Genomic DNA, 17,764 nt, shown 5'->3' with positions numbered 1-17,764 from the left:
CTTGTCGTCGGGCCGGGTCAGACGGACGCCTCGGCGGCCAGCGAGCCGCCGCGGACCGTTCCGGTGCCGGAGTCGTCCAGGAAGCCGGGGTGCTTGCGGCGCATGTTCGCCATCACGAACTCGTAGGGCACGTCGTCGAAGCCGCCGTGGTCGGTCAGGAACTCCATGCTCTGGCGGCCCTGGTCGTCGAACGGGTGGTGCAGGCTGTCGGCGGTGCCGTCGAACTCCAGCGGCTTCATCCCGTACAGCCGGCACAGGAGCTTGTTGAAGACCGGGGTGGCCTTGACCCACTTGCCGTCCAGATACACGGAGTTGAGGCCGTGGAAGAAGACGTCCCCGCCGATGTGGGCGCGCAGCCGGTCCGAGGCGAGGTGGTTGCGCACATCGCCGTAGTGGACCCGGGCGGGGATGCCCACGGCCCGGCAGGCCGCCGCGTACAGCGCCGACTTGTGCAGGCAGAAGCCCTTGCGGGTGGCCGCGGTGTGGCCGGCCCGCAGCCCCCGCTCGGACAGGTCGGCCCCGTACACCTCGTAGAAGACCTCGTCGCGGACGGCGTAGTAGAGCTCCACGGCCAGCCGGCGCTTGTCCGCGCCGCGGTCGGTGACCGCCTCGTCGACGAAGGACTGGACGGAGTCGCTCTCGTAGTCGAGGAAGTCGGTGGGCGCGGTGAGTCGTCGCAGGTCGTCCGCGGTGAGCGCGGTCATGCTGGTCCTTTCGTCAGGGCCCGGATCACAGGCCCAGGAGGGAGGCGATGCGGTTGCGCTGGATCTCGCTGGTGCCGGAGTAGATGGTTCCGCCGACCGCGTTGCGGACGTCCCGCTCGATGCCGGTGGCGGTGAGATAGCCCTGGCCGCCGAAGATCTGCACGGCGTCGAGCGCGGTGCGCTTGTTGGCCTCGCTGACCACGGTCTTGGTCGCGGCGACGTCGAGCGAGGCGTCCCGGCCGGCCGCGACCTTGGCACCGGTGTCGGTGAGCCACTTGCGGGCGGTCTCCACCGCGATCTTCATGTCCGCGACGCGGTGCGAGACCCCCTGGAAGGAGCCGATCGGCTCGCCGAACTGGCGGCGCGACTTGGCGTACCGGACCACGCGCTCCAGACGGTGCTCCATCTCGCCCAGCGTGAGGGAGAACGAGAAGAGGACCTCCCGCTTCATCACGTGGTCGAGGATCAGGAAGCCGGCGCCCTCCTGGCCGATGCGCCGGGCGGCGGGCACGCGCAGCCCCTCGAAGGTCACCTCGCTCAGCGGCGAGGTCCGCAGCCCCATCTTGTCCAGCGGCTCACCGACCCTCAGGCCGGGGGCGTCCCGCTCGACCAGGAAGACGCTCAGACCGAACGGGCCGGGCGCGCCGGTGCGCACGTACAGCAGGAAGAGGTCGGCGATCGGCGCGTTGGTGATGAACATCTTGCCGCCGTCGATGACGTAGTCGTCGCCGTCGCGGACCGCGGTGGTGGAGATGTTCAGGGCGTCCGAGCCGTTGTCCCGCTCGGTGATGGCGTGCGCGGTGACCAGGTCGCCCGCGACGATCCCGGGCAGGAAGCGGGACTTGAGCTCCTCGGAGCCGAACGCCTGCAACGGGACACCGACGCTGACGATCTGCGTGGAGGCGGAGAAGCCGAGACCGGCGTCGCGGCAGGTGCGCCCGAAGCCCTCCAGGGCGCGCATCGTGTCGGTCAGGCCGGCGCCACGGCCGCCGTAGCGCGGCTCGAAGGGGACGGTGAGCAGTCCGGAGCGCTGGACCGCCTTCCACTTGTCCCAGGGGAACTCGGCGCGGGCGTCCCACTCGTCGAGGTCACGGTTGAGCTCGTCCGCCCAGGGGGCGGCCAGGGTGTACAGGTCCGTGCCGGTGTCTGTGCCGGTGCCGGTGCCGGTGCCGGTGTCCGAGGTCTGCGGTGCGGACGGTGCGGGTGTCATGCGGGTGCTGCCTTCCGGTACGTCGCTGATCGGGGCCGGGGCCGGGGCCCGCTCCGCCGTCGGAGCGGGCCCCGCACCGCGGGAACTCAGTACTGGGAGAAGCCGTCGGGAGACAGCGTGTGCTTCTCGTCGCCGCGCAGCGCCGGGCTGAAGACGGAGACCAGTCTCAGGTCCTCGTAGTCGGAGGCTATGAGGTAGTGCGGGTCGTGCTCGTCGAGGGCGTAGATGGTGCCCTCCGTGATCTTGAAGCGTTCACCGGACGCCGTGACGACCTCGCCGGAACCGGCCGTGCAGTAGCAGGCCTCGAGGTGACGGCGGTACTGCAGGGCGCTCTGGGTGCCCTTGCGGACGAGGGTCTCGCACACGGTGAACCCCATGCCGTCGGCCTCGGTGAGCAGCCGGTGGCTGGTGCCGTTGCCCCACTCGACGGGGGCCAGCTCGCTGATGCTGCGGACGATCATGTCAGTCTCCTTGGGTGTGAGGGGTCTTCCCGGAAGAGTTCCGAGGAGCGCTCCGGGAGCACCTTCGGGTGTGTGGGAGGGAAGCCGGACGCCGGCTCAGACGGCGGCCTTGGTGGCGTCCTCGACGAACGCCGACATCGCGCCGATGCTGCGGAAGTTGTCCGGGACCAGGGGGATGTCGTCGACCGGGATCGAGTAGGTCCGGGAGAGGTGCGAGACGATCCGGACCACGCCCAGACTGTCGACGACACCGTTGGTGATGAGGTCGAAGTCGGCGGTCAGGTCCGCCGTGTCCTCGCCGTCGAGGAACTCGGCGACGACATAGCCACGGATCTCTTCTGCCAGGGAGGTCATGAGTGGTTTTCCTTCTGTCGTGCTGCCTTGATGAGGTTGCGGTCGGGCTTTCCGGTGGACGTGCGGGGCAGCGGGACGTCGCCCACGAGCACGGAGGACGGAATGGCGTGGCGGGGCAGCCGCTCGGCGCTGTGCGTGCGCAGCCGCAGCGAGGTGAGCGACGTACCGGGCCGCCGGGTCACCTGGGCGTGCAGCCGGTAGCCGGCCTCGGGGTCGGGGATCGCCACGACGGCGGCCTCGGCGACGTCGGGATGAGCCGCCAGGACGTTCTCGACCTCCTGCACGTTCGTCCGCACACCGCGGACCTTGACCTGGAAGTCGGTGCGTCCACGCAGCCGGTACAGGCCGTCGGCGTCCCGGGTGACGAGGTCGCCGGTGCGGTAGAAGACCTCGTCGCCGCCGTCGGGGGCGGGCACGAACACGCCCTCGTTGCGGGAGCGTTCGAGGTAGCCGCGGGTCTGGAACGGGGTGGTCACCAGGAGTTCACCGGTGCCGGGACCGTCGAGGATCCGCCCCTCGTCGTCGAGCAGCAGCGCCCGCACCCCGGGCAGCGGCCGGCCGATGGGGGTCTCCTCGCCGGCCCGCGCCGGATCGATGTCGTGGATGAAGCTGTCGTTGGTCTCGGTGCACCCGAAGACGTTGTGGAAGCCGGCGGCGGGGAAGGCCGTGCCGAGCTGCTCCAGCAGCGTCCGCGGCAGTGCGTCCCCGGTGGAGATCACCGTGCGGACGGTCGGATGGACGGCACCGTCCTGGGTGAGCAGCCGGTGCAGCATGGGTACGCCCTGGACGAAGGTGACCTCGTGCCGGGTGACCAGTTCCCGCAGGTGGCGGGCGTCCGCGCTGGACTCCTGCGCCACGAGGACGCATCGGGCGCCCAGGCGCAGGGCGGTCCAGACGTCGAGCAGGGAGAGGTCGAAGTTCAGGGGCGCGTAGCTCAGCAGGGTGTCCCGCTCGGTGAGGCCGAACCGGCCGGCCGCCCAGTCGGCGAACCGCTCGAAGGCGTCACTCGGGATGGGCACGATCTTCGGCGTGCCGGTGGAGCCGGAAGTGGTGAGCAGCAGGGGCGCGGTGGCGGGGTCCACGGGGTCGAAGCCCCGGGCGGCCCGCTCGTCCGGGACGACCGGGGAGGTGTCGAGCACCCCTTCGTCGTCCACGGTCACCACCAGGGAGCACCGGGCCTGCGCGGCGAGCGCCGCACGGGCGGCGGAGCCCAGTTCGGGCGAGGGCGCGAGAACCGCGTAACCGGCTCGGAAAGCGCCGATGAGCAGGGCGATCGTCGCGGGCGTCTTGTGCGCGGGCACACACAGCGGCTGCCGCCGGTCGAGCCCGAGGCCGTCCAGGGCGCCGGCCAGGTCCTCGGCGAGATCGGCCAGTTTCCGGTACGTCACCTGCTGCTCGCCCCGGATCAGGGCCACCTGATCGGGCCGGCGCCGGGCGTGTGCGCCCAGCCCGTCTAAAAGGCGTAACAAAGACATGGTTCCCCCATTCGTGCACCTGCCAAGTCGTGCACCTGTCCAAGCGAAAAGTGATCAGAACCGGAGGGAGGCGGCGCATGAGTCGCGCCAGAGAAACCGCGGAGCCCGATGGTTACTGTAAGAAAGGCTCTGCGTCACTCCCCGTGATCAAGGCGGGATCAACCGTACCGGAGCTGTATGCAGAATCAAGCATGTTATTGACCTGCATACAGTGATGCACCTCACACTACCGTGATGGACGGTTGCGCTCCGTATTTGCTTGGGTAACCAAGTGTTTCGGCTGCAACGCCTGTCGTCGCGGCACCGGGACGCCGGGAAGGGCCGTGGGCGGGCGGGGTCGGGCGCCCGTCAGGGGCGGGGCCGAAGGGGGTCTGCAAACGCCGAAAGCCGCCCGTGGGCGGCTTTCGGTGAATTTTCGGTGCCGGAGGTCGTGGGCGGTGGCGCGCTCAATGGGCGCTGCGCAGCGCCTGGACCGTCCCGGCCAGCTCAGGGGTGGCGCCCGCGGTGTTCAGCGCCGCGCTCAGGACCTCGGAGTAGGTGCCGCGGGCGTCGGCGTAGCGCTCCTTGCCCTCGTCGGTGATGACGGCGTAGACGCCGCGTTTGTCCCCCGGACACAGGTCGCGGAAGGCGAAACCGGCCGAGAAGAGCCTGCCGACCAGCCGGGTCACCGAACTCTGTCCCAACCCGACCTTGTCCGCGAGTTCCTGCATGCGCAGCTCGCCGGCCTTCGCGTGGACCAGGCACTCCAGGGCGCGGAACTCGGAGAGCCCGATGCCGTGCTTGCGTTGCAGGGCCTGGGTGAGCTGGCGCTCGACGCGCGCGTGCAGGGTGAGGACCTTCCCCCACATGGCCTGGTCGGACGCGGCAGCCGGCGTATAGGAGGTCGTCGTCATGGTGCAGCTCCTTTTCAGCGGCGCATTGACAACAAGATACATGTTCATGCAAGCTTCGTGCTGCTCCCAGACCCCTACCACCGGGCGCCATGGGTCGCCGTAATATGCACGTACAAGCAAATATGGAGGTTCCCGTGTTGGATCCCATGACATCCACGAGCATGCCGGAGGGGGAGGGCGCGTCCTTACGGACGGTCCCCTCCGTCCCGGTCCCCGGCGGCGGCCTTCCGCGCCGCCCGGCCACGGTCTGAGGCGGGAGCACCGATGTCATCTTTCGAACTCTCGGAGAGCGAGCTGACCGAGTACGCCCGCGAGGCGGTACGGATCAGCCGCGAACACGTCGCCAAGGGCGGCATCCCGTTCTCCGGTGTGGTGGTCAACGGCGGTCGCATCCTCGGCACCGGCGTCAACCGGGTCCGCGAGGACGACGACCCCACCGCGCACGCCGAGGTGGTCGCCCTGCGCGAGGCCGCCGCCACGTACGGGCTGCACGCCACCGCCGGGGCCACACTGATCGCCTCCGGCGAGCCCTGCGCCCTGTGCTACATGGCCTCGCTGCACTTCAACGTCGGCCACATCGTCCACGTCGCCGACCGCAAGACGGCCGCACGCTACGGCTTCGACTACTCGGGGTCGTACTCGATCTTCGCCAAGGACCCGTCGGCCTGGCAGATCGAGGTCACCTCGCTGCCGCTGCCGGAAGCGACGAAGCCGTTCGAGGAATTCCTCGCCCTCAACCGGAGGCGGATGTGACCGGGACGGAGACCGGCAAGGTCGGCATCAAGGTCTGGTCGGACTACGTCTGTCCGTTCTGCATGCTGGCCGAGGGCCCGCTGCACGAGGCCACCCACGACCTGGACGTCGAGATCGAGTGGATGCCGTTCGAGCTGCGGCCCTATCCGACCCCGACGCTGCGGCCGGAGGACGAGTACCTGCCGGCGATCTGGGCCCGCTCGGTGTATCCGATGGCCCGCCGGATGGGCGTGGACATCACCCTGCCCACCGTCTCGCCGCAGCCCTACACCCGGCTGGCGTTCGAGGGCTACCAGTACGCGGCCGAGCACGGCAAGGCCGCGGAGTACACCCCCCGGATGCTGCGCGCCTTCTTCCAGGAGAACCGGGACATCGGGCAACTGGACGTCCTCACCGACATCGCGGCCGAACTGGGCCTGGACAAGGCCGGATTCGCCGAGGCCCTGACCGCCGGGACCTATACCGAGACCCATCGGGAGGCGCTGCGGACCGCCGCCGCGTACCGCGTCACCGTCGCCCCCACGATCATCGTCGCCGAACGTCACCGCCTGGAAGGCGTCCCCACCGCCGCCCAGGTCCGCAAGGCCGTGCTCGACGCCCAGGCCGAACAGGCCGTCGCCCGGGGTGCCGCCTGCGGGATCGACGGCTGCTGACCCGAAGCGAAGCCCCCGGACACCCCGGACACCCCGGATACCCCGGACACCCCGGCGCACCGCCGTGCCCGGCGGGCGCGCCGCGCGTCCCGACCGTCCCGGCCGGCCCGGGGTTCGCGGCGCTGTGTGAACTCCCGCCGGCGCCCCGGCGGACCACCCCTCCACCGTCGCCACCACCGTGCGCCCGATACGGCGTCCCTCCACGGCCGGCTGCCCCCGTAAGCCCGGCCTCCACCGAACAACAAGGACTTCTCATGCAGTGGCTCTACCTCGCTATCGCGGACATCTTCGAGATCGCCGTCGCCATCGCGGCCGGCAAGGCCGAGGGCTTCAAGAACCGCAAGTGGACCATCGCGACCCTGGTCAGCGGCGCCCTCGGGACCTTCTTCCTCAGCAAGGCGCTGCTGACCTTCAACGTCGGCGTCGGCTACGCCATCTGGACGTCCGTCGCCGGCGTCGGCATCACCCTGCTCGGCGCGCTGGTCTTCGGCCAGCGCCTGAACTGGCGCAAGGCGCTCGGCATCCTCGCCATCATCGTCGGCGTCGTCGGCCTCCAGCTCAGCGGCGCCGCCTGAGCGGCCCGCCCGCATTCCATCCCCCTTCACGAGAGGACCCACCCACATGTCCGACACCGGCCGCTCCTCCGCCAACTCCTGGCTCACGCTCCTGCTCGCCGGAGTCTTCGAAATCGGCTACGCGCTCTCCGTCGGCGGCAGCCACGGCTTCACCCGGCTGACCTGGTCGCTGGTCGCCGTCGTGTTCTTCCTGCTGACCCTGTGGGCGCTGAGCGTCGCGCTGCGCACCATCGACGTCAGCATCGGCTACGCCGTCTGGGCGGGGATCGGGGCGGCCGGCGCGGCGCTGCTGGGCCCCGTCTTCTTCGACGAGTCCCTCACCGCGGTCCAGGCCCTGTGGCTCGGCGTGATCATCGTCGGTGTGGTCTGGCTGAAGCTCGCCGACCGGCCGGCGAAGACCCAGGAACCCGTCGAGAGCCCGCGGACCGCCCAGGGCGTCGCCGCCGGGGCGAGGGAAGCCCAGGTCGTGGAGCACTGACAAGACGTCCTTCCCTCCCCGCCAGCCGGATCGCTGTCCATGACAACGGTCCGGCTCGGGCCGTTGCCCGGCGGCGGTGCGGCGCCGTGCCATGTTCCGGCACCCAGGATCCCGTCGGCCCTCTGCGGACGACTTGAAGCCGGGCGGCGATCCAGCCCTCCTCAGTCCTGTCTCCAGTCCCGCTCGCCGACGGCCCATTCCTCCATCACGTCCGGCACCTCCCGTAACAGCGCTCTGCGGCGGGACTGGGCCGTCGCACGGCTCGTGAGGTGCATCGCCCTCGCCAGGGCGCCGTGCGTGCCCTTCTGCGCGGCGAACTCGCGCACCTCGGCCCGCCGGATCCCGTTCAGCCGTTCCATCAGCTCGGTGGTCCGTTCGATGGCTTCCGTGAGGTCCTCCACGGACGCGCGCCCCGCGCGCAACAGCGCGATGCCGTGCAGCGCCTGGCCCAACAGCGCGGCGAGCAACTCCGCGTCGTCCCCCAGTACGTGGGCGTCGTCGGCGGTCAGCGGGATCGTGAGGCCGGGGCCGAGGACGGTGTGTTCGGGCTCGGTGTTCACCAGGCTTTCTCCTTGTGGTGCGGATCGTGCAGAGGTTCAGGCGGTGCCCGGCCGCCGCCCGCTACTGGCCACCCGCTACCGGCCCGCCCACGGCCCGTACGAACGTGACGAGCCGGCGCCGTACCGCCGTGTGGCGGCCGGTGAGGTAGGAGGTGGTCCCGTACGTCATGGGAACACCGTAAAAGTTGACGTCAGTGTCAGATTCAAGCCGGAAAGCTGTGATCTGCATCATGCGCATCGGGGAACTGGCCCGCTGTACCGGAGTGAGCGAGCGCTCACTCCGGTACTACGAGCAGGAGGGCCTGCTGTCGGCCCGGCGGACCCCGGGCGGCCACCGCGAGTACACCGAGGCCGCGGTGGACCGGGTGCGGCGCATCCAGGAGCTGTACGCGGCGGGGCTGTGCAGCTCGAAGATCGCCAAACTGCTGCCGTGCATGCGCGACAGCGACGGCAGGCCCACCTTGACCGCCGACGAGTGCCTGGTCAGCGAACTGACGGTGGAACGCGCCCGGATCGACCGCATGATCCGGGACCTCCAGCGCTCCCGGGCCCTGCTGGACACGGTGATCGAGGCCGCCTCCGGGCGGTAGAGGACGTTCCGGCCGCCCATTACGGATGGCGGTGCGAACAGGCAAGATGGGCGAGAGCGCAGTACACGTGCCGTACAGCAGGCCTTCGGCGCGAGGACGCCCGGGCGATCACGCTCCGCAACGCGCGTGAAACGCTGTTGTGGTGGGATGCTCAGGTGCCCGACCGCCTCCCGCAGTACGGGGACAGGCGGCCTGACCAGCAAGGATGGGGAAGCGGAAGATGGACAAGCAGCAGGAGTTCGTGCTCCGGACCTTGGAGGAGCGCGACATCCGGTTCGTACGCCTGTGGTTCACGGACGTGCTGGGCTTCCTCAAGTCCGTCGCCGTGGCCCCCGCCGAACTGGAACAGGCCTTCGACGAGGGCATCGGCTTCGACGGCTCCGCGATCGAGGGCTTCGCCCGGGTCTACGAGTCCGACATGATCGCCAAGCCGGACCCGGCCACCTTCCAGGTCCTGCCGTGGCGCGCGGAGACCCCCGGCACGGCCCGCATGTTCTGCGACATCCTCATGCCGGACGGCTCCCCGTCCTTCGCCGACCCGCGCTACGTCCTCAAGCGGGCCCTCGCCCGCACCTCCGACCTGGGCTTCACCTTCTACACCCACCCCGAGATCGAGTTCTTCCTGCTGAAGGACCGCCCGCTGGACGGCTCCCGCCCCACCCCGGCCGACAACTCGGGCTACTTCGACCACACCCCGACCAACGTCGGCATGGACTTCCGCCGCCAGGCGATCACCATGCTGGAGTCGATGGGCATCTCGGTGGAGTTCTCCCACCACGAGGGCGCGCCCGGCCAGCAGGAGATCGACCTGCGCTACGCCGACGCGCTGTCCACGGCCGACAACATCATGACCTTCCGCCTGGTCATGAAGCAGGTGGCGCTGGAGCAGGGGGTCCACGCCACGTTCATGCCGAAGCCGTTCTCCGAGCACCCCGGCTCCGGCATGCACACCCACCTGTCGCTCTTCGAGGGCGACCGCAACGCGTTCTACGAGTCCGGCGCCGAGTACCAGCTCTCCAAGGTCGGCCGTTCCTTCATCGCGGGCCTGCTGCGGCACGCCGCCGAGATCTCCGCGGTCACCAACCAGTGGGTGAACTCCTACAAGCGCATCTGGGGCGGCTCCGAGCGCACGGCGGGCGCCGGCGGCGAGGCCCCGTCGTACATCTGCTGGGGCCACAACAACCGCAGCGCCCTGGTCCGCGTCCCGATGTACAAGCCCGGCAAGACCGGCTCGGCGCGCGTGGAGGTCCGCTCCCTCGACTCCGGCGCGAACCCCTACCTGGCCTACGCCGTCCTCCTCGCCGCCGGCCTGAAGGGCATCGAGGAGGGCTACGAGCTCCCGCCGGGCGCCGAGGACGACGTCTGGGCCCTGTCCAACGCCGAGCGCCGCGCGATGGGCATCGAGCCCCTCCCGCAGAACCTCGGCGAGGCCCTGACCCTCATGGAGGGCAGCGACCTGGTCGCCGAGACCCTCGGCGAGCACGTCTTCGACTTCTTCCTGCGCAACAAGCGCCAGGAGTGGGAGGAGTACCGCAGCGAGGTCACGGCCTTCGAGCTGCGGAAGAACCTGCCGGTGCTGTAGGCGCGGGCCGGGCCCGCTAGGGTCGCCCGCATGGGTGGGGAAGAGCGGGCGCGGGACGTCGGAGGGCGTACGTGTCTGAAATGTGACGGTCCGCTGCCGGAGAGCCCGCGGCGGACACCGCGCCTGTTCTGCTCGCGCCGGCACGCGGGCGAGGCCGCGTTCCTGACGCTGCTCGTCGTTCTGGCGATCGTGCGCGCTCTTCGCTGGTGGGGGCTCTTGGGCTGAGCCCCCCGGGGGCCGGCGGTCGTACGGACCGCCGGCCCCCACACGCGTCACTCCTGCCGCAGGCACTCGATCTCGTAGTCGCCCGTGTCCTCGTCGATCGTCACGCCGTGGGTCTCGCTGCGGAAGCCGGGGAAGCGGCGGTCGAAGGTCTCCAGGGCGGTGAGGTAGCGCAGGAGGGGGCCGTCGGGGGTGCCGGTGGACTCGCCGGGCATGAGGACCGGGATGCCGGGCGGGGTGACCGTGACCATCGCCGCCGCCACCCGGTGCGCCGCGTCGGCGATACGGACGCGTTCCGTGCCGCCGCGCACCAGCCGCTGGTAGCAGTACTGCGGCGGGTGGACCGGCTCCGGGAGCTCCTGGAACGCGGTGTCCAGCAGCTCCACCAGGCGGGCCGAGCGCAGCTGGTCGTGCATCTCCTGGCACAGCTGCCGCAGGGTCATCCCCGCGTACCGGCGCGGGTGCGCGGCGACCGCCTCGGGCAGGACGCGGTCCAGCGGGGCGTCGCTGTCGTAGAGGGCCTTGAAGTCCATCAGGGCGTCCAGCAGCGTGCCCCACTTGCCCTTCGTGATGCCCATCGAGAACAGGATCAGCGTGGTGTAGCTGTCGGTCTTCTCGACCACGATGCTCCGGGTCGCCAGGTACGCCGTGAGCACCCGCGCCGGGATGCCCTCCTCGGCCATCTCACCGGTCGCCGTGATCCCCGGGCAGGTCAGCGTGACCTTGACCGGGTCCAGCATGCAGTGGCCCTCGGTCAGCCCCGGGAAGCCGTGCCAGGCCGCGCCCGGCTCCAGCAGCCAGCAGGACTGCTCCCGGCCCAGCAGCTCCGGCGGGGCCTCGTCGAAGGCCAGCCGCTTGCCCGTCGCCGGGTCGGTGACCTCCTCCGGCTGCCAGACGCCGAAGAACCACGGCGGCCGGTCCCCGGCGCTCGCCACCCGCCGCCCCAGCCGCACCATCTCCTGCCGGAACCGGACGGCCTCGGTGACCGCCTCGTCCACCAGCCACTCGCCCTGCGGCCCGTCCATCATCGCCGTCGCCACGTCCAGCGAGGCGATCATCGGGTACAGCGGGGAGGTGGTGCCGTGCATCATCAGGGCCTCGTTGAACCGGTCGTGCTCCACCGGGGCCCGGGGCGCCGGCCGTACGTGCACCATCGCCGACTGCGACAGCGCGGCCAGCAGCTTGTGCGTGGACTGGGTGGCGAACACGGTCGGCCGCTCCGGGCCGGGGAAGGCCGCCTCGTCCACGGACATGCCGTACCGGCCCGCGTACAGCGGGTGGAAGCGGGCGTAGGCGAACCACGCCTCGTCGAAGTGCACCCGGGGGGTGCTGGCCGCGAGCGCCTTCGCGGCCGGTACGGCGTCGTAACTCAGGCCGTCGTACGTGGAGTTGGTGAACACCGCGTACTGGGGGTCGCGCGAGGCGGCGCCCTCGGCGAGCGGGTGCGCGGCGATCCGGGCCGCGATCGACTCCGCCGCCAGCTCGGCCGGGGGCAGCGGGCCGGCCAGTCCGTAGCCGTTGCGGGTCGGGATGAGATAGACCGGCCGGGCGCCGGAGACCACCAGGCCGTGCAGCACCGACTTGTGGCAGTTGCGGTCCACCAGCGCCAGCTCGTCCCGGGTGACGCTGAAGTGGCCCACCAGGCGGTTGCAGGTGGAGTCGCCGTGCAGCACGAAGTAGGTCAGCTCCGAGCCGAAGACCCGGGCCGCGTTGCGCTCGGCCTCGCCGATGGGCCCGGTGTGCTCGAACAGCGAGCCCAGCTCCTCCACGGAGATCGACAGGTCGGAGCGGAGCAGCCGCTCGCCGAAGTAGTCGTGGAAGGCGCGCCCGGCGGGCGACTTCAGGAAGGCGACGCCGCCGGAGTGGGCCGGGGTGTGCCAGGAGTACTCGTGCGCGTCGTGGAAGTGGCGCAGCGCCCGGAAGAACGGCGGCAGCACGTCCTCGCGGTAGTTGCGGGCGGCGCTGGTGATGCGGCCCGCGATGAAGCCGGGGGTGTCCTCCAGCGGCCAGACGTACCCGACGACCGTCTCCGACACCCACAGCGGCAGTTCCCGCACGCCCTCCTCGGCCATGACCAGGAACACCGGCAGATCCCGGTAGCGCCGCCCGATCCGGCGCAGTACGGCGGCCCCGCCCGGGCTCTCCTCGAGGGTGCCGGCCGGTCCGGCGAGCGCCGCCCCGGGACCGTCGCCGGCCCGGGCGCTCCCGGGCAGGTCCCACGCCACCAGGGCCGCCGCCAGGCCCGCCTCGGTGCGCAGTACCGCGTCGGCGTCCTCGGCGGTGACGGCCCAGCGCACCCCGAAGCCGTCCGCCTCCACCGCCTCCCGGATCTTCCGCAACTGCTCGGCGCCGGCACCCTCCGCACGCGGGTGCTCCGGCACCGCCACCAGGATCCTGCTCTCGCTCATCTGGCGCCCTGCCCTCTCCCGGCGGCCGCCCGGCCGCCGCCGCGGAAAGTCTCCGGCGCGGCCCGCCGGACAACCGGGTGACGGCGACGGCAGGTCACCCGGACAGCGCCGGTCCCACCACCGCGTTGCCGCAAGCGGGCGGCTAACCGAGGTACGCCGGTGACACCGCGGCCCGGCTGATCTCCCGCGCCCGGCCCGACCCGTCCGCCGGGACCTCGTACAGGTCGGCGCCGTAGTCCCCGGGGAGCGTGTACACGAGCGTGCGCGCGTCCCGCCACACCGCCTGGTCGTCCACGCTGCGCGGCTCGGCGAGCGCGGTCTCCCGCATCGTCCGCAGATCGAGGACGTACAGCCGCCAGGGCGCGTCCTTCGGCAGCCCCGCGACCCGCTTCTTGTACGCGACCCGGGTACCGTCCGGCGACAGCGACGGACACTCCACGTTGGCGTGCAGGGTGGTGACCGTACGCGCGCGCAGGTCGCCGCGGACCAGGTACGTACGGCCCTTCGTGGCCAGCGTCGCGTAGAACGTACGGTCGTCGTCCGCGAACGTCACCCCCCAGAAGTTGACGTCCGCAGCCCGGTAGGCGTGCCCGTCCTTGACGATCCGGAACGCCTCCAGCGACGGGATCAGCGTCCCGCTGCGGGTGTCCACGACCGCCGTCCGCGTGGAGAAGTCCGTCCCCGCGTACGAGTCACCGCCCACGAACGCCGTCCAGGCGGCGAAGCGCCCGGTGGGGGAGACCCGGGCGCGGGAGGGGATGCCCGGTACGTCGTAGCGGTCCCGGATGCGCAGGGAGGCGTCCAGGACCAGGGCGCGGTAGGTGTCCGACACCGGCCCGTGCACGGCCTGAAGACACACTCCGGTGCCCGCGGCGGCGTAGAACCTGAGGCACTTCAGCCCGGCGGCGGTGCGCGGCCCGTCCGGATCGTCCGCCGGGACGCTCGCCAGCTCGTCCCGGTGCGGCCCCCACGCCAGGTTCCGGAACACCAGCCGCCCGGACCCGCGCAGCGACACCGGGCCGGACGTGACGCGCGGCCCGCCCGCCTGCGTGTGGTCACGGCGCTCCGCCCGCGCGGAGGCGTGCAGGACGGCGGCCAGCCCGACCGCCGCGAGCACGGCGAGGGCCGAGACGAGGACCAGCACCCGATTGCGCACGCTCACGCGCCCACCACCCCCTTCGGACGCAGCGTCAGCGCGAACGCCACGCATCCCACGAGCGCCACCGCCGCCCCGGCCAGCGCCGCCCGGTCGCCCCACACCGTCCAGGCCGCGCCGAACAGCAGCGAGCAGGCGAACCGGGTCAGCGCCTGCCCGGTCTGTACGACGGCCAGCCCGGAGGAGCGCAGCCCCTCCGGCACGCTGTCGGAGGCGGCGGCCATCAGCACCCCGTCGGTGGCCGCGTAGAAGCAGCCGTGCAGGGCGAGCACCAGCCAGGGCAGCGCCGTGCCGCGCCAGGAGCCGAGCAGCAGCCCGTACCCGGCGAGCAGGGCGCCGTGACCGGCGAGGAAGACCGTCCAGCGGCCCACCCGGTCCGCGAGCCGGCCGAGCGGCACCGCCAGCAGCAGGAACGCGGCGGCCGTGCCGAGCGGCAGCAGCGCGAACCAGCGGTCGGGCACCCCGAGCCGCCGCTGGAGCAGCAGGTACACGAAGGAGTCGCTGACCGTGGCCAGCCCCAGCAGCAGGGCGCACACGGTGATCCGGCGCAGGTCACGGCGGCGCAGCAGGGCGAAAGCGGCCCGCAGCGTGGGCCGGGGCCCCACTGCCTGAGCACCCCGCCCGCCCGGCACGAACAGCACCAGCACCAGCACACCGGCCGCGGCGACACAGAAGCTGACGGTGAACACCGCGTCGTAGCCGTCCACGGTGGCCCGCAGGATCCAGAACGCCACCAGCGGCCCGAGCAGTGCCCCGGCGGTGTCCATCGCCCGGTGCACGCCGAAGGCCCGGCCACGTGTCTCGGGCGTGCTGGACAGCGAGATCAGCGCGTCCCTGGGCGCCGTGCGCAGCCCCTTGCCGGTCCGGTCGGCGGCGAGCACGACCCCGATCGGCGTCAGCGAGTGCGCCACCAGCAGCAGCGGCTTGCACACGGCCGAGATGCCGTAGCCCAGCCCGGCGATCCACTTGTGCCGCCCGCCGCCCCGGTCGGCGAAGTGCCCGCCGACCAGCCGGACGAGAGCGGAGAACCCGTTGTAGACGCCGTCCAGGAGCCCGAACCCCAACGGCGACAGACCCAGACCGCTCACCAGGTACAACGGCAGCACGGCCGTCACCATCTCCGAGGAGACGTCGGTGACCAGGCTCACCGTCCCCAGCGCGAGCACGGTCGGCGCGACCGCCGCACGGCGCCGCCCGGCCGGGGGCCGGACGGCGTCATGAGCGGACGTACTGGCACGACTGTCCGCTACGTACACGTCAGGACGCCCAGATCCCGGTGATGTCCTCGGCGGAGGCCGCGTTGCCCGCGTGCGTGGTCAGCCCCTGGGTGTCCTCCAGGGTGCGCAGCAGGTCGTAGTGGTTGTAGGTGGTGCTCGAAGAAGACCCGGCGGCGACGGGCTGCCCGTAAAGCACCGTCGGAATCCGGTTCCCGCTCAGCCGGTTGTCCTCGTCGAAGGTGACGACGAGCAGGCTGTTGTGGGTCTTGGCCCAGGTGGCGTAGGCGCCCAGCTTGTTCTTCAGCCAGGTGTCACCGGTGGACACCGAACAGTCGTGCATGTCGCTGCACAGGTTCGGCACCACGAACGACAGCTGGGGCAGGGTGGAGTAGTCGGTCGGGAACTGCGCGAACGTCTTGGCGGTGGACGTCGGCACATTGCTGAACCCGAACCACGGGTTGTGCTTGCGCGCGTAGTCACCGCTGCTGCACGTCGTGGCCCCCTGGCTCGGCAGGGTCTCGTTGTAACTGGCCCAGCTGCGCCCGGCGGCGATCATCTCGGACGCCAGGTTGGGCGCCGAGGAGAAGCCCGGGGTGTAGCAGCTGTCGTCGGTGATGCCCTGCGTGGAGCCGGAGAACATCGCGAAGTAGTTGGGCTGGCTCGGATGGGTCTCGGCGTACGACTGGGTGAGGTTGGCACCTCCCGCCTTCAGCGAGTTGATGTACGGCGCGCTGGACGACCCGATGACCTGGCTGTACGCGTGGTTCTCGAAGACCACGACCACGACGTGGTCCGGGCGGGGCACGGAGCCCGCGGCGTGCGCGGACCCCTGGCCGAGCCCGGTCCACAGCCCGGCCGCGGCCGCGGCGAGGGCCGCCGTACCGGCCACGAGGGCCCGGGCACGGCGGTACACGGAACTGCCGGACACATCAACCTCCGGAAATGGGTGGACGGCTGGCGGTGCGGACAGAGCATGCACACGCCAACATTCCCGCGCCCCACGCGGGCCAACCCCACGGGTGAAGACCGGATGAACGCCGGGTACCCCCGCCCCCATGGCGGACATCCTCATCGGCACCTGCGGCTGGACCGACCCGAACCTGCTCAAGAGCGACTGGTACCCACCGGGCACCGGCACCCCGGAGAAACGCCTGCGCCACTACGCCACCCGCTTCCCCCTGGTGGAGGCGGACTCCCCGTACTACGCCCTGCCGTCCGCCCGCACCACCACGCACTGGGCGGAGCGCACACCCCCCGGCTTCCGCTTCGACGTCAAGGCGTTCTCCCTCCTCACCGGCCACCCCATCCGCCCCGCGGCCCTCCCCCCGGACCTGCGCACCCACCCCCGCGACGAGACCCTGCGCACGGAAGTCTGGACCCGCTACGCCGAAGCCCTGACCCCCCTCCTCCACTCCGGCCGCCTCGGCACCCTCCTCTTCCAGTACCCGGCCTCCCTCCACCCCGGCCCCGAGGCCGAGACCTTCATCCGCACCGCCCGCGAACGCGCCGAAGGCTGGCCCTTCGCCGTGGAGTTCCGCGACCCCGCCTGGTGGCACCCGGCGAACGCCCCCCGCACGACCGCCTTCCTCAAGGACCTGAACGCCACGGCGGTGGCCACGGACACCCCGGACGAGCGACACCCCGTCCCCGTCACCACCGACCTCACCATCGTCCGCTTCCACGGCCGCAGCCCCCACTGGCGCACCGGCACCAAGGAAGACCGCTTCCGCCACACCTACACCGAGCAAGAACTCGAGGAGTGGCTCCCCCACATCCACACCGCGGCGACGACCACCACCGAACTCCACCTCCTCTTCAACAACTGCTGCGGAGACGCGGCCCCGAGGGCGGCCGAAATGATGCGAGACCTACTGACCAGCAGGGGAATCCCGCACCAGAGGACGGCACCGGAGGAATCACCGACGGGGCCGTAGAGCAAGCACCACGGCCCCGCACGCACGCACGGCGGACGAGGCCGGCGAAGCGCCGCGCACCCGCGTAGGGCCGGCCGGGGGCCGGAAGGGGACGCGATCCGGAGACCGCGTACGGCGGGCGGGGCCGGCGAAGCGCCGCGCACCCGCGTACGGCGGGCCGGAGGCAGGGAGGGGGCGCGATCCGGAGGCCGTGTACGGCGGGCGGGGGACGGGAGCGCCCCGAACCCGCGCCCGCGTACGGCGGGCGGGAACGGTGAGACGAGGTGATCCCGCGCCCGCGTGCGGCGGGTCGGAGGCAGGGAGGGGACGCGATCCCGAGGCCGCGTACGGCGGGTGGGGGGGCGGGGAGGCGCGGCGATGCCGCACCCGCGTGCGGCGGGCCGGAGGCAGGGAGGGGGCGCGATCCGGAGGCCGCGTACGGCGGGCGGGGGACGGGGGGCGCCGCGATCCCGAGGCCGCGTACGGCGGGCGGGGACGGTGAGACGAGGTGATCCCGCGCCCGCGTGCGGCGGGTCGGAGGCAGGGAGGCGGGGCGATCC

Annotated in this window: 18 protein-coding genes; 7 read left to right on the top strand and 11 right to left on the bottom strand. The window is 71.6% G+C overall.

Features of this window, described 5'->3' with window-relative positions:
• Positions 1-17 precede the first annotated feature (17 nt).
• From HB370_RS12665 to HB370_RS12640, 6 genes are all read right to left on the bottom strand, one after another.
• Positions 18-704 (bottom strand): transglutaminase-like domain-containing protein, encoded by a 687-nt coding sequence (locus HB370_RS12665; protein ID WP_030791384.1) that lies wholly within the window; start codon positions 702-704, stop codon positions 18-20.
• 25 nt (positions 705-729) lie between these two features.
• Positions 730-1,914 (bottom strand): acyl-CoA dehydrogenase family protein, encoded by a 1,185-nt coding sequence (locus HB370_RS12660; protein WP_078637760.1) that lies wholly within the window; start codon positions 1,912-1,914, stop codon positions 730-732.
• An 86-nt stretch (positions 1,915-2,000) separates the two neighbouring features.
• Entirely contained in the window at positions 2,001-2,375 is a 375-nt protein-coding gene (locus tag HB370_RS12655; protein ID WP_030791390.1) for an ectoine synthase, read from the bottom strand.
• A gap of 96 nt (positions 2,376-2,471) precedes the next feature.
• Entirely contained in the window at positions 2,472-2,729 is a 258-nt protein-coding gene (locus tag HB370_RS12650) for an acyl carrier protein (RefSeq protein WP_030791393.1), read from the bottom strand.
• Complete coding sequence (locus HB370_RS12645; protein ID WP_030791396.1) at positions 2,726-4,204, bottom strand: AMP-binding protein; 1,479 nt, start codon at positions 4,202-4,204, stop codon at positions 2,726-2,728. Before HB370_RS12645 ends, HB370_RS12650 begins: the two co-directional genes overlap by 4 nt.
• Before the next feature lie 446 nt (positions 4,205-4,650).
• Positions 4,651-5,097, bottom strand: coding sequence for a MarR family transcriptional regulator (locus HB370_RS12640; RefSeq protein ID WP_030791399.1), 447 nt, complete (start codon positions 5,095-5,097; stop codon positions 4,651-4,653).
• A gap of 264 nt (positions 5,098-5,361) precedes the next feature.
• Between HB370_RS12640 and HB370_RS12635 the strand changes: the two genes are divergently transcribed.
• From HB370_RS12635 to HB370_RS12620, 4 genes are all read left to right on the top strand, one after another.
• Positions 5,362-5,850, top strand: a complete 489-nt coding sequence (locus HB370_RS12635) for a nucleoside deaminase (protein ID WP_030791402.1) — start codon at positions 5,362-5,364, stop codon at positions 5,848-5,850.
• Positions 5,847-6,503, top strand: coding sequence for a DsbA family oxidoreductase (locus tag HB370_RS12630; protein WP_030791405.1), 657 nt, complete (start codon positions 5,847-5,849; stop codon positions 6,501-6,503). The genes HB370_RS12635 and HB370_RS12630 overlap by 4 nt, the downstream gene beginning before the upstream one ends.
• Before the next feature lie 254 nt (positions 6,504-6,757).
• Entirely contained in the window at positions 6,758-7,078 is a 321-nt protein-coding gene (locus HB370_RS12625) for an SMR family transporter (protein WP_030791407.1), read from the top strand.
• Between the two features lie 46 nt (positions 7,079-7,124).
• Positions 7,125-7,556 (top strand): multidrug efflux SMR transporter, encoded by a 432-nt coding sequence (locus HB370_RS12620; protein WP_030791409.1) that lies wholly within the window; start codon positions 7,125-7,127, stop codon positions 7,554-7,556.
• A gap of 161 nt (positions 7,557-7,717) precedes the next feature.
• Here the strand turns inward: HB370_RS12620 and HB370_RS12615 are convergent, their stop codons facing one another.
• On the bottom strand, positions 7,718-8,116 hold the full coding sequence (locus HB370_RS12615; protein WP_030791411.1) for a hypothetical protein: 399 nt from the start codon (positions 8,114-8,116) through the stop codon (positions 7,718-7,720).
• 230 nt (positions 8,117-8,346) lie between these two features.
• Here HB370_RS12615 and HB370_RS12610 point away from each other — a divergent pair, with 230 nt between their 5' ends.
• Positions 8,347-8,706, top strand: a complete 360-nt coding sequence (locus HB370_RS12610; protein ID WP_030791414.1) for a MerR family transcriptional regulator — start codon at positions 8,347-8,349, stop codon at positions 8,704-8,706.
• A gap of 220 nt (positions 8,707-8,926) precedes the next feature.
• Positions 8,927-10,288, top strand: coding sequence for a type I glutamate--ammonia ligase (glnA, locus tag HB370_RS12605; protein WP_030791417.1), 1,362 nt, complete (start codon positions 8,927-8,929; stop codon positions 10,286-10,288).
• Between the two features lie 272 nt (positions 10,289-10,560).
• On the opposite strand, the gene HB370_RS12600 is transcribed toward glnA, so the two are convergent.
• The 4 genes from HB370_RS12600 to HB370_RS12585 all read right to left on the bottom strand — a co-directional run bounded on the left by HB370_RS12600 (position 10,561) and on the right by HB370_RS12585 (position 16,219).
• On the bottom strand, positions 10,561-12,918 hold the full coding sequence (locus tag HB370_RS12600; RefSeq protein ID WP_030791420.1) for an Orn/Lys/Arg decarboxylase N-terminal domain-containing protein: 2,358 nt from the start codon (positions 12,916-12,918) through the stop codon (positions 10,561-10,563).
• 142 nt (positions 12,919-13,060) lie between these two features.
• Positions 13,061-14,080, bottom strand: a complete 1,020-nt coding sequence (locus HB370_RS12595) for a hypothetical protein (RefSeq protein WP_030791423.1) — start codon at positions 14,078-14,080, stop codon at positions 13,061-13,063.
• Positions 14,077-15,330 (bottom strand): MFS transporter, encoded by a 1,254-nt coding sequence (locus HB370_RS12590; RefSeq protein WP_208974389.1) that lies wholly within the window; start codon positions 15,328-15,330, stop codon positions 14,077-14,079. Before HB370_RS12590 ends, HB370_RS12595 begins: the two co-directional genes overlap by 4 nt.
• A gap of 1 nt (position 15,331) precedes the next feature.
• Entirely contained in the window at positions 15,332-16,219 is an 888-nt protein-coding gene (locus HB370_RS12585; RefSeq protein ID WP_030791428.1) for an alkaline phosphatase family protein, read from the bottom strand.
• Between the two features lie 127 nt (positions 16,220-16,346).
• Here HB370_RS12585 and HB370_RS12580 point away from each other — a divergent pair, with 127 nt between their 5' ends.
• The gene (locus HB370_RS12580) at positions 16,347-17,225 is read left to right on the top strand and encodes a DUF72 domain-containing protein (protein ID WP_051816111.1); all 879 of its coding nucleotides are present in this window, start codon (positions 16,347-16,349) and stop codon (positions 17,223-17,225) included.
• Positions 17,226-17,764: the final 539 nt, after the last annotated feature.

Origin of the sequence: Streptomyces sp. DSM 40868, from assembly GCF_011820545.1 — a bacterium.
Lineage (GTDB): Bacteria > Actinomycetota > Actinomycetes > Streptomycetales > Streptomycetaceae > Streptomyces > Streptomyces eurythermus.
This window is presented reverse-complemented; position numbering and strand designations above follow the sequence as displayed.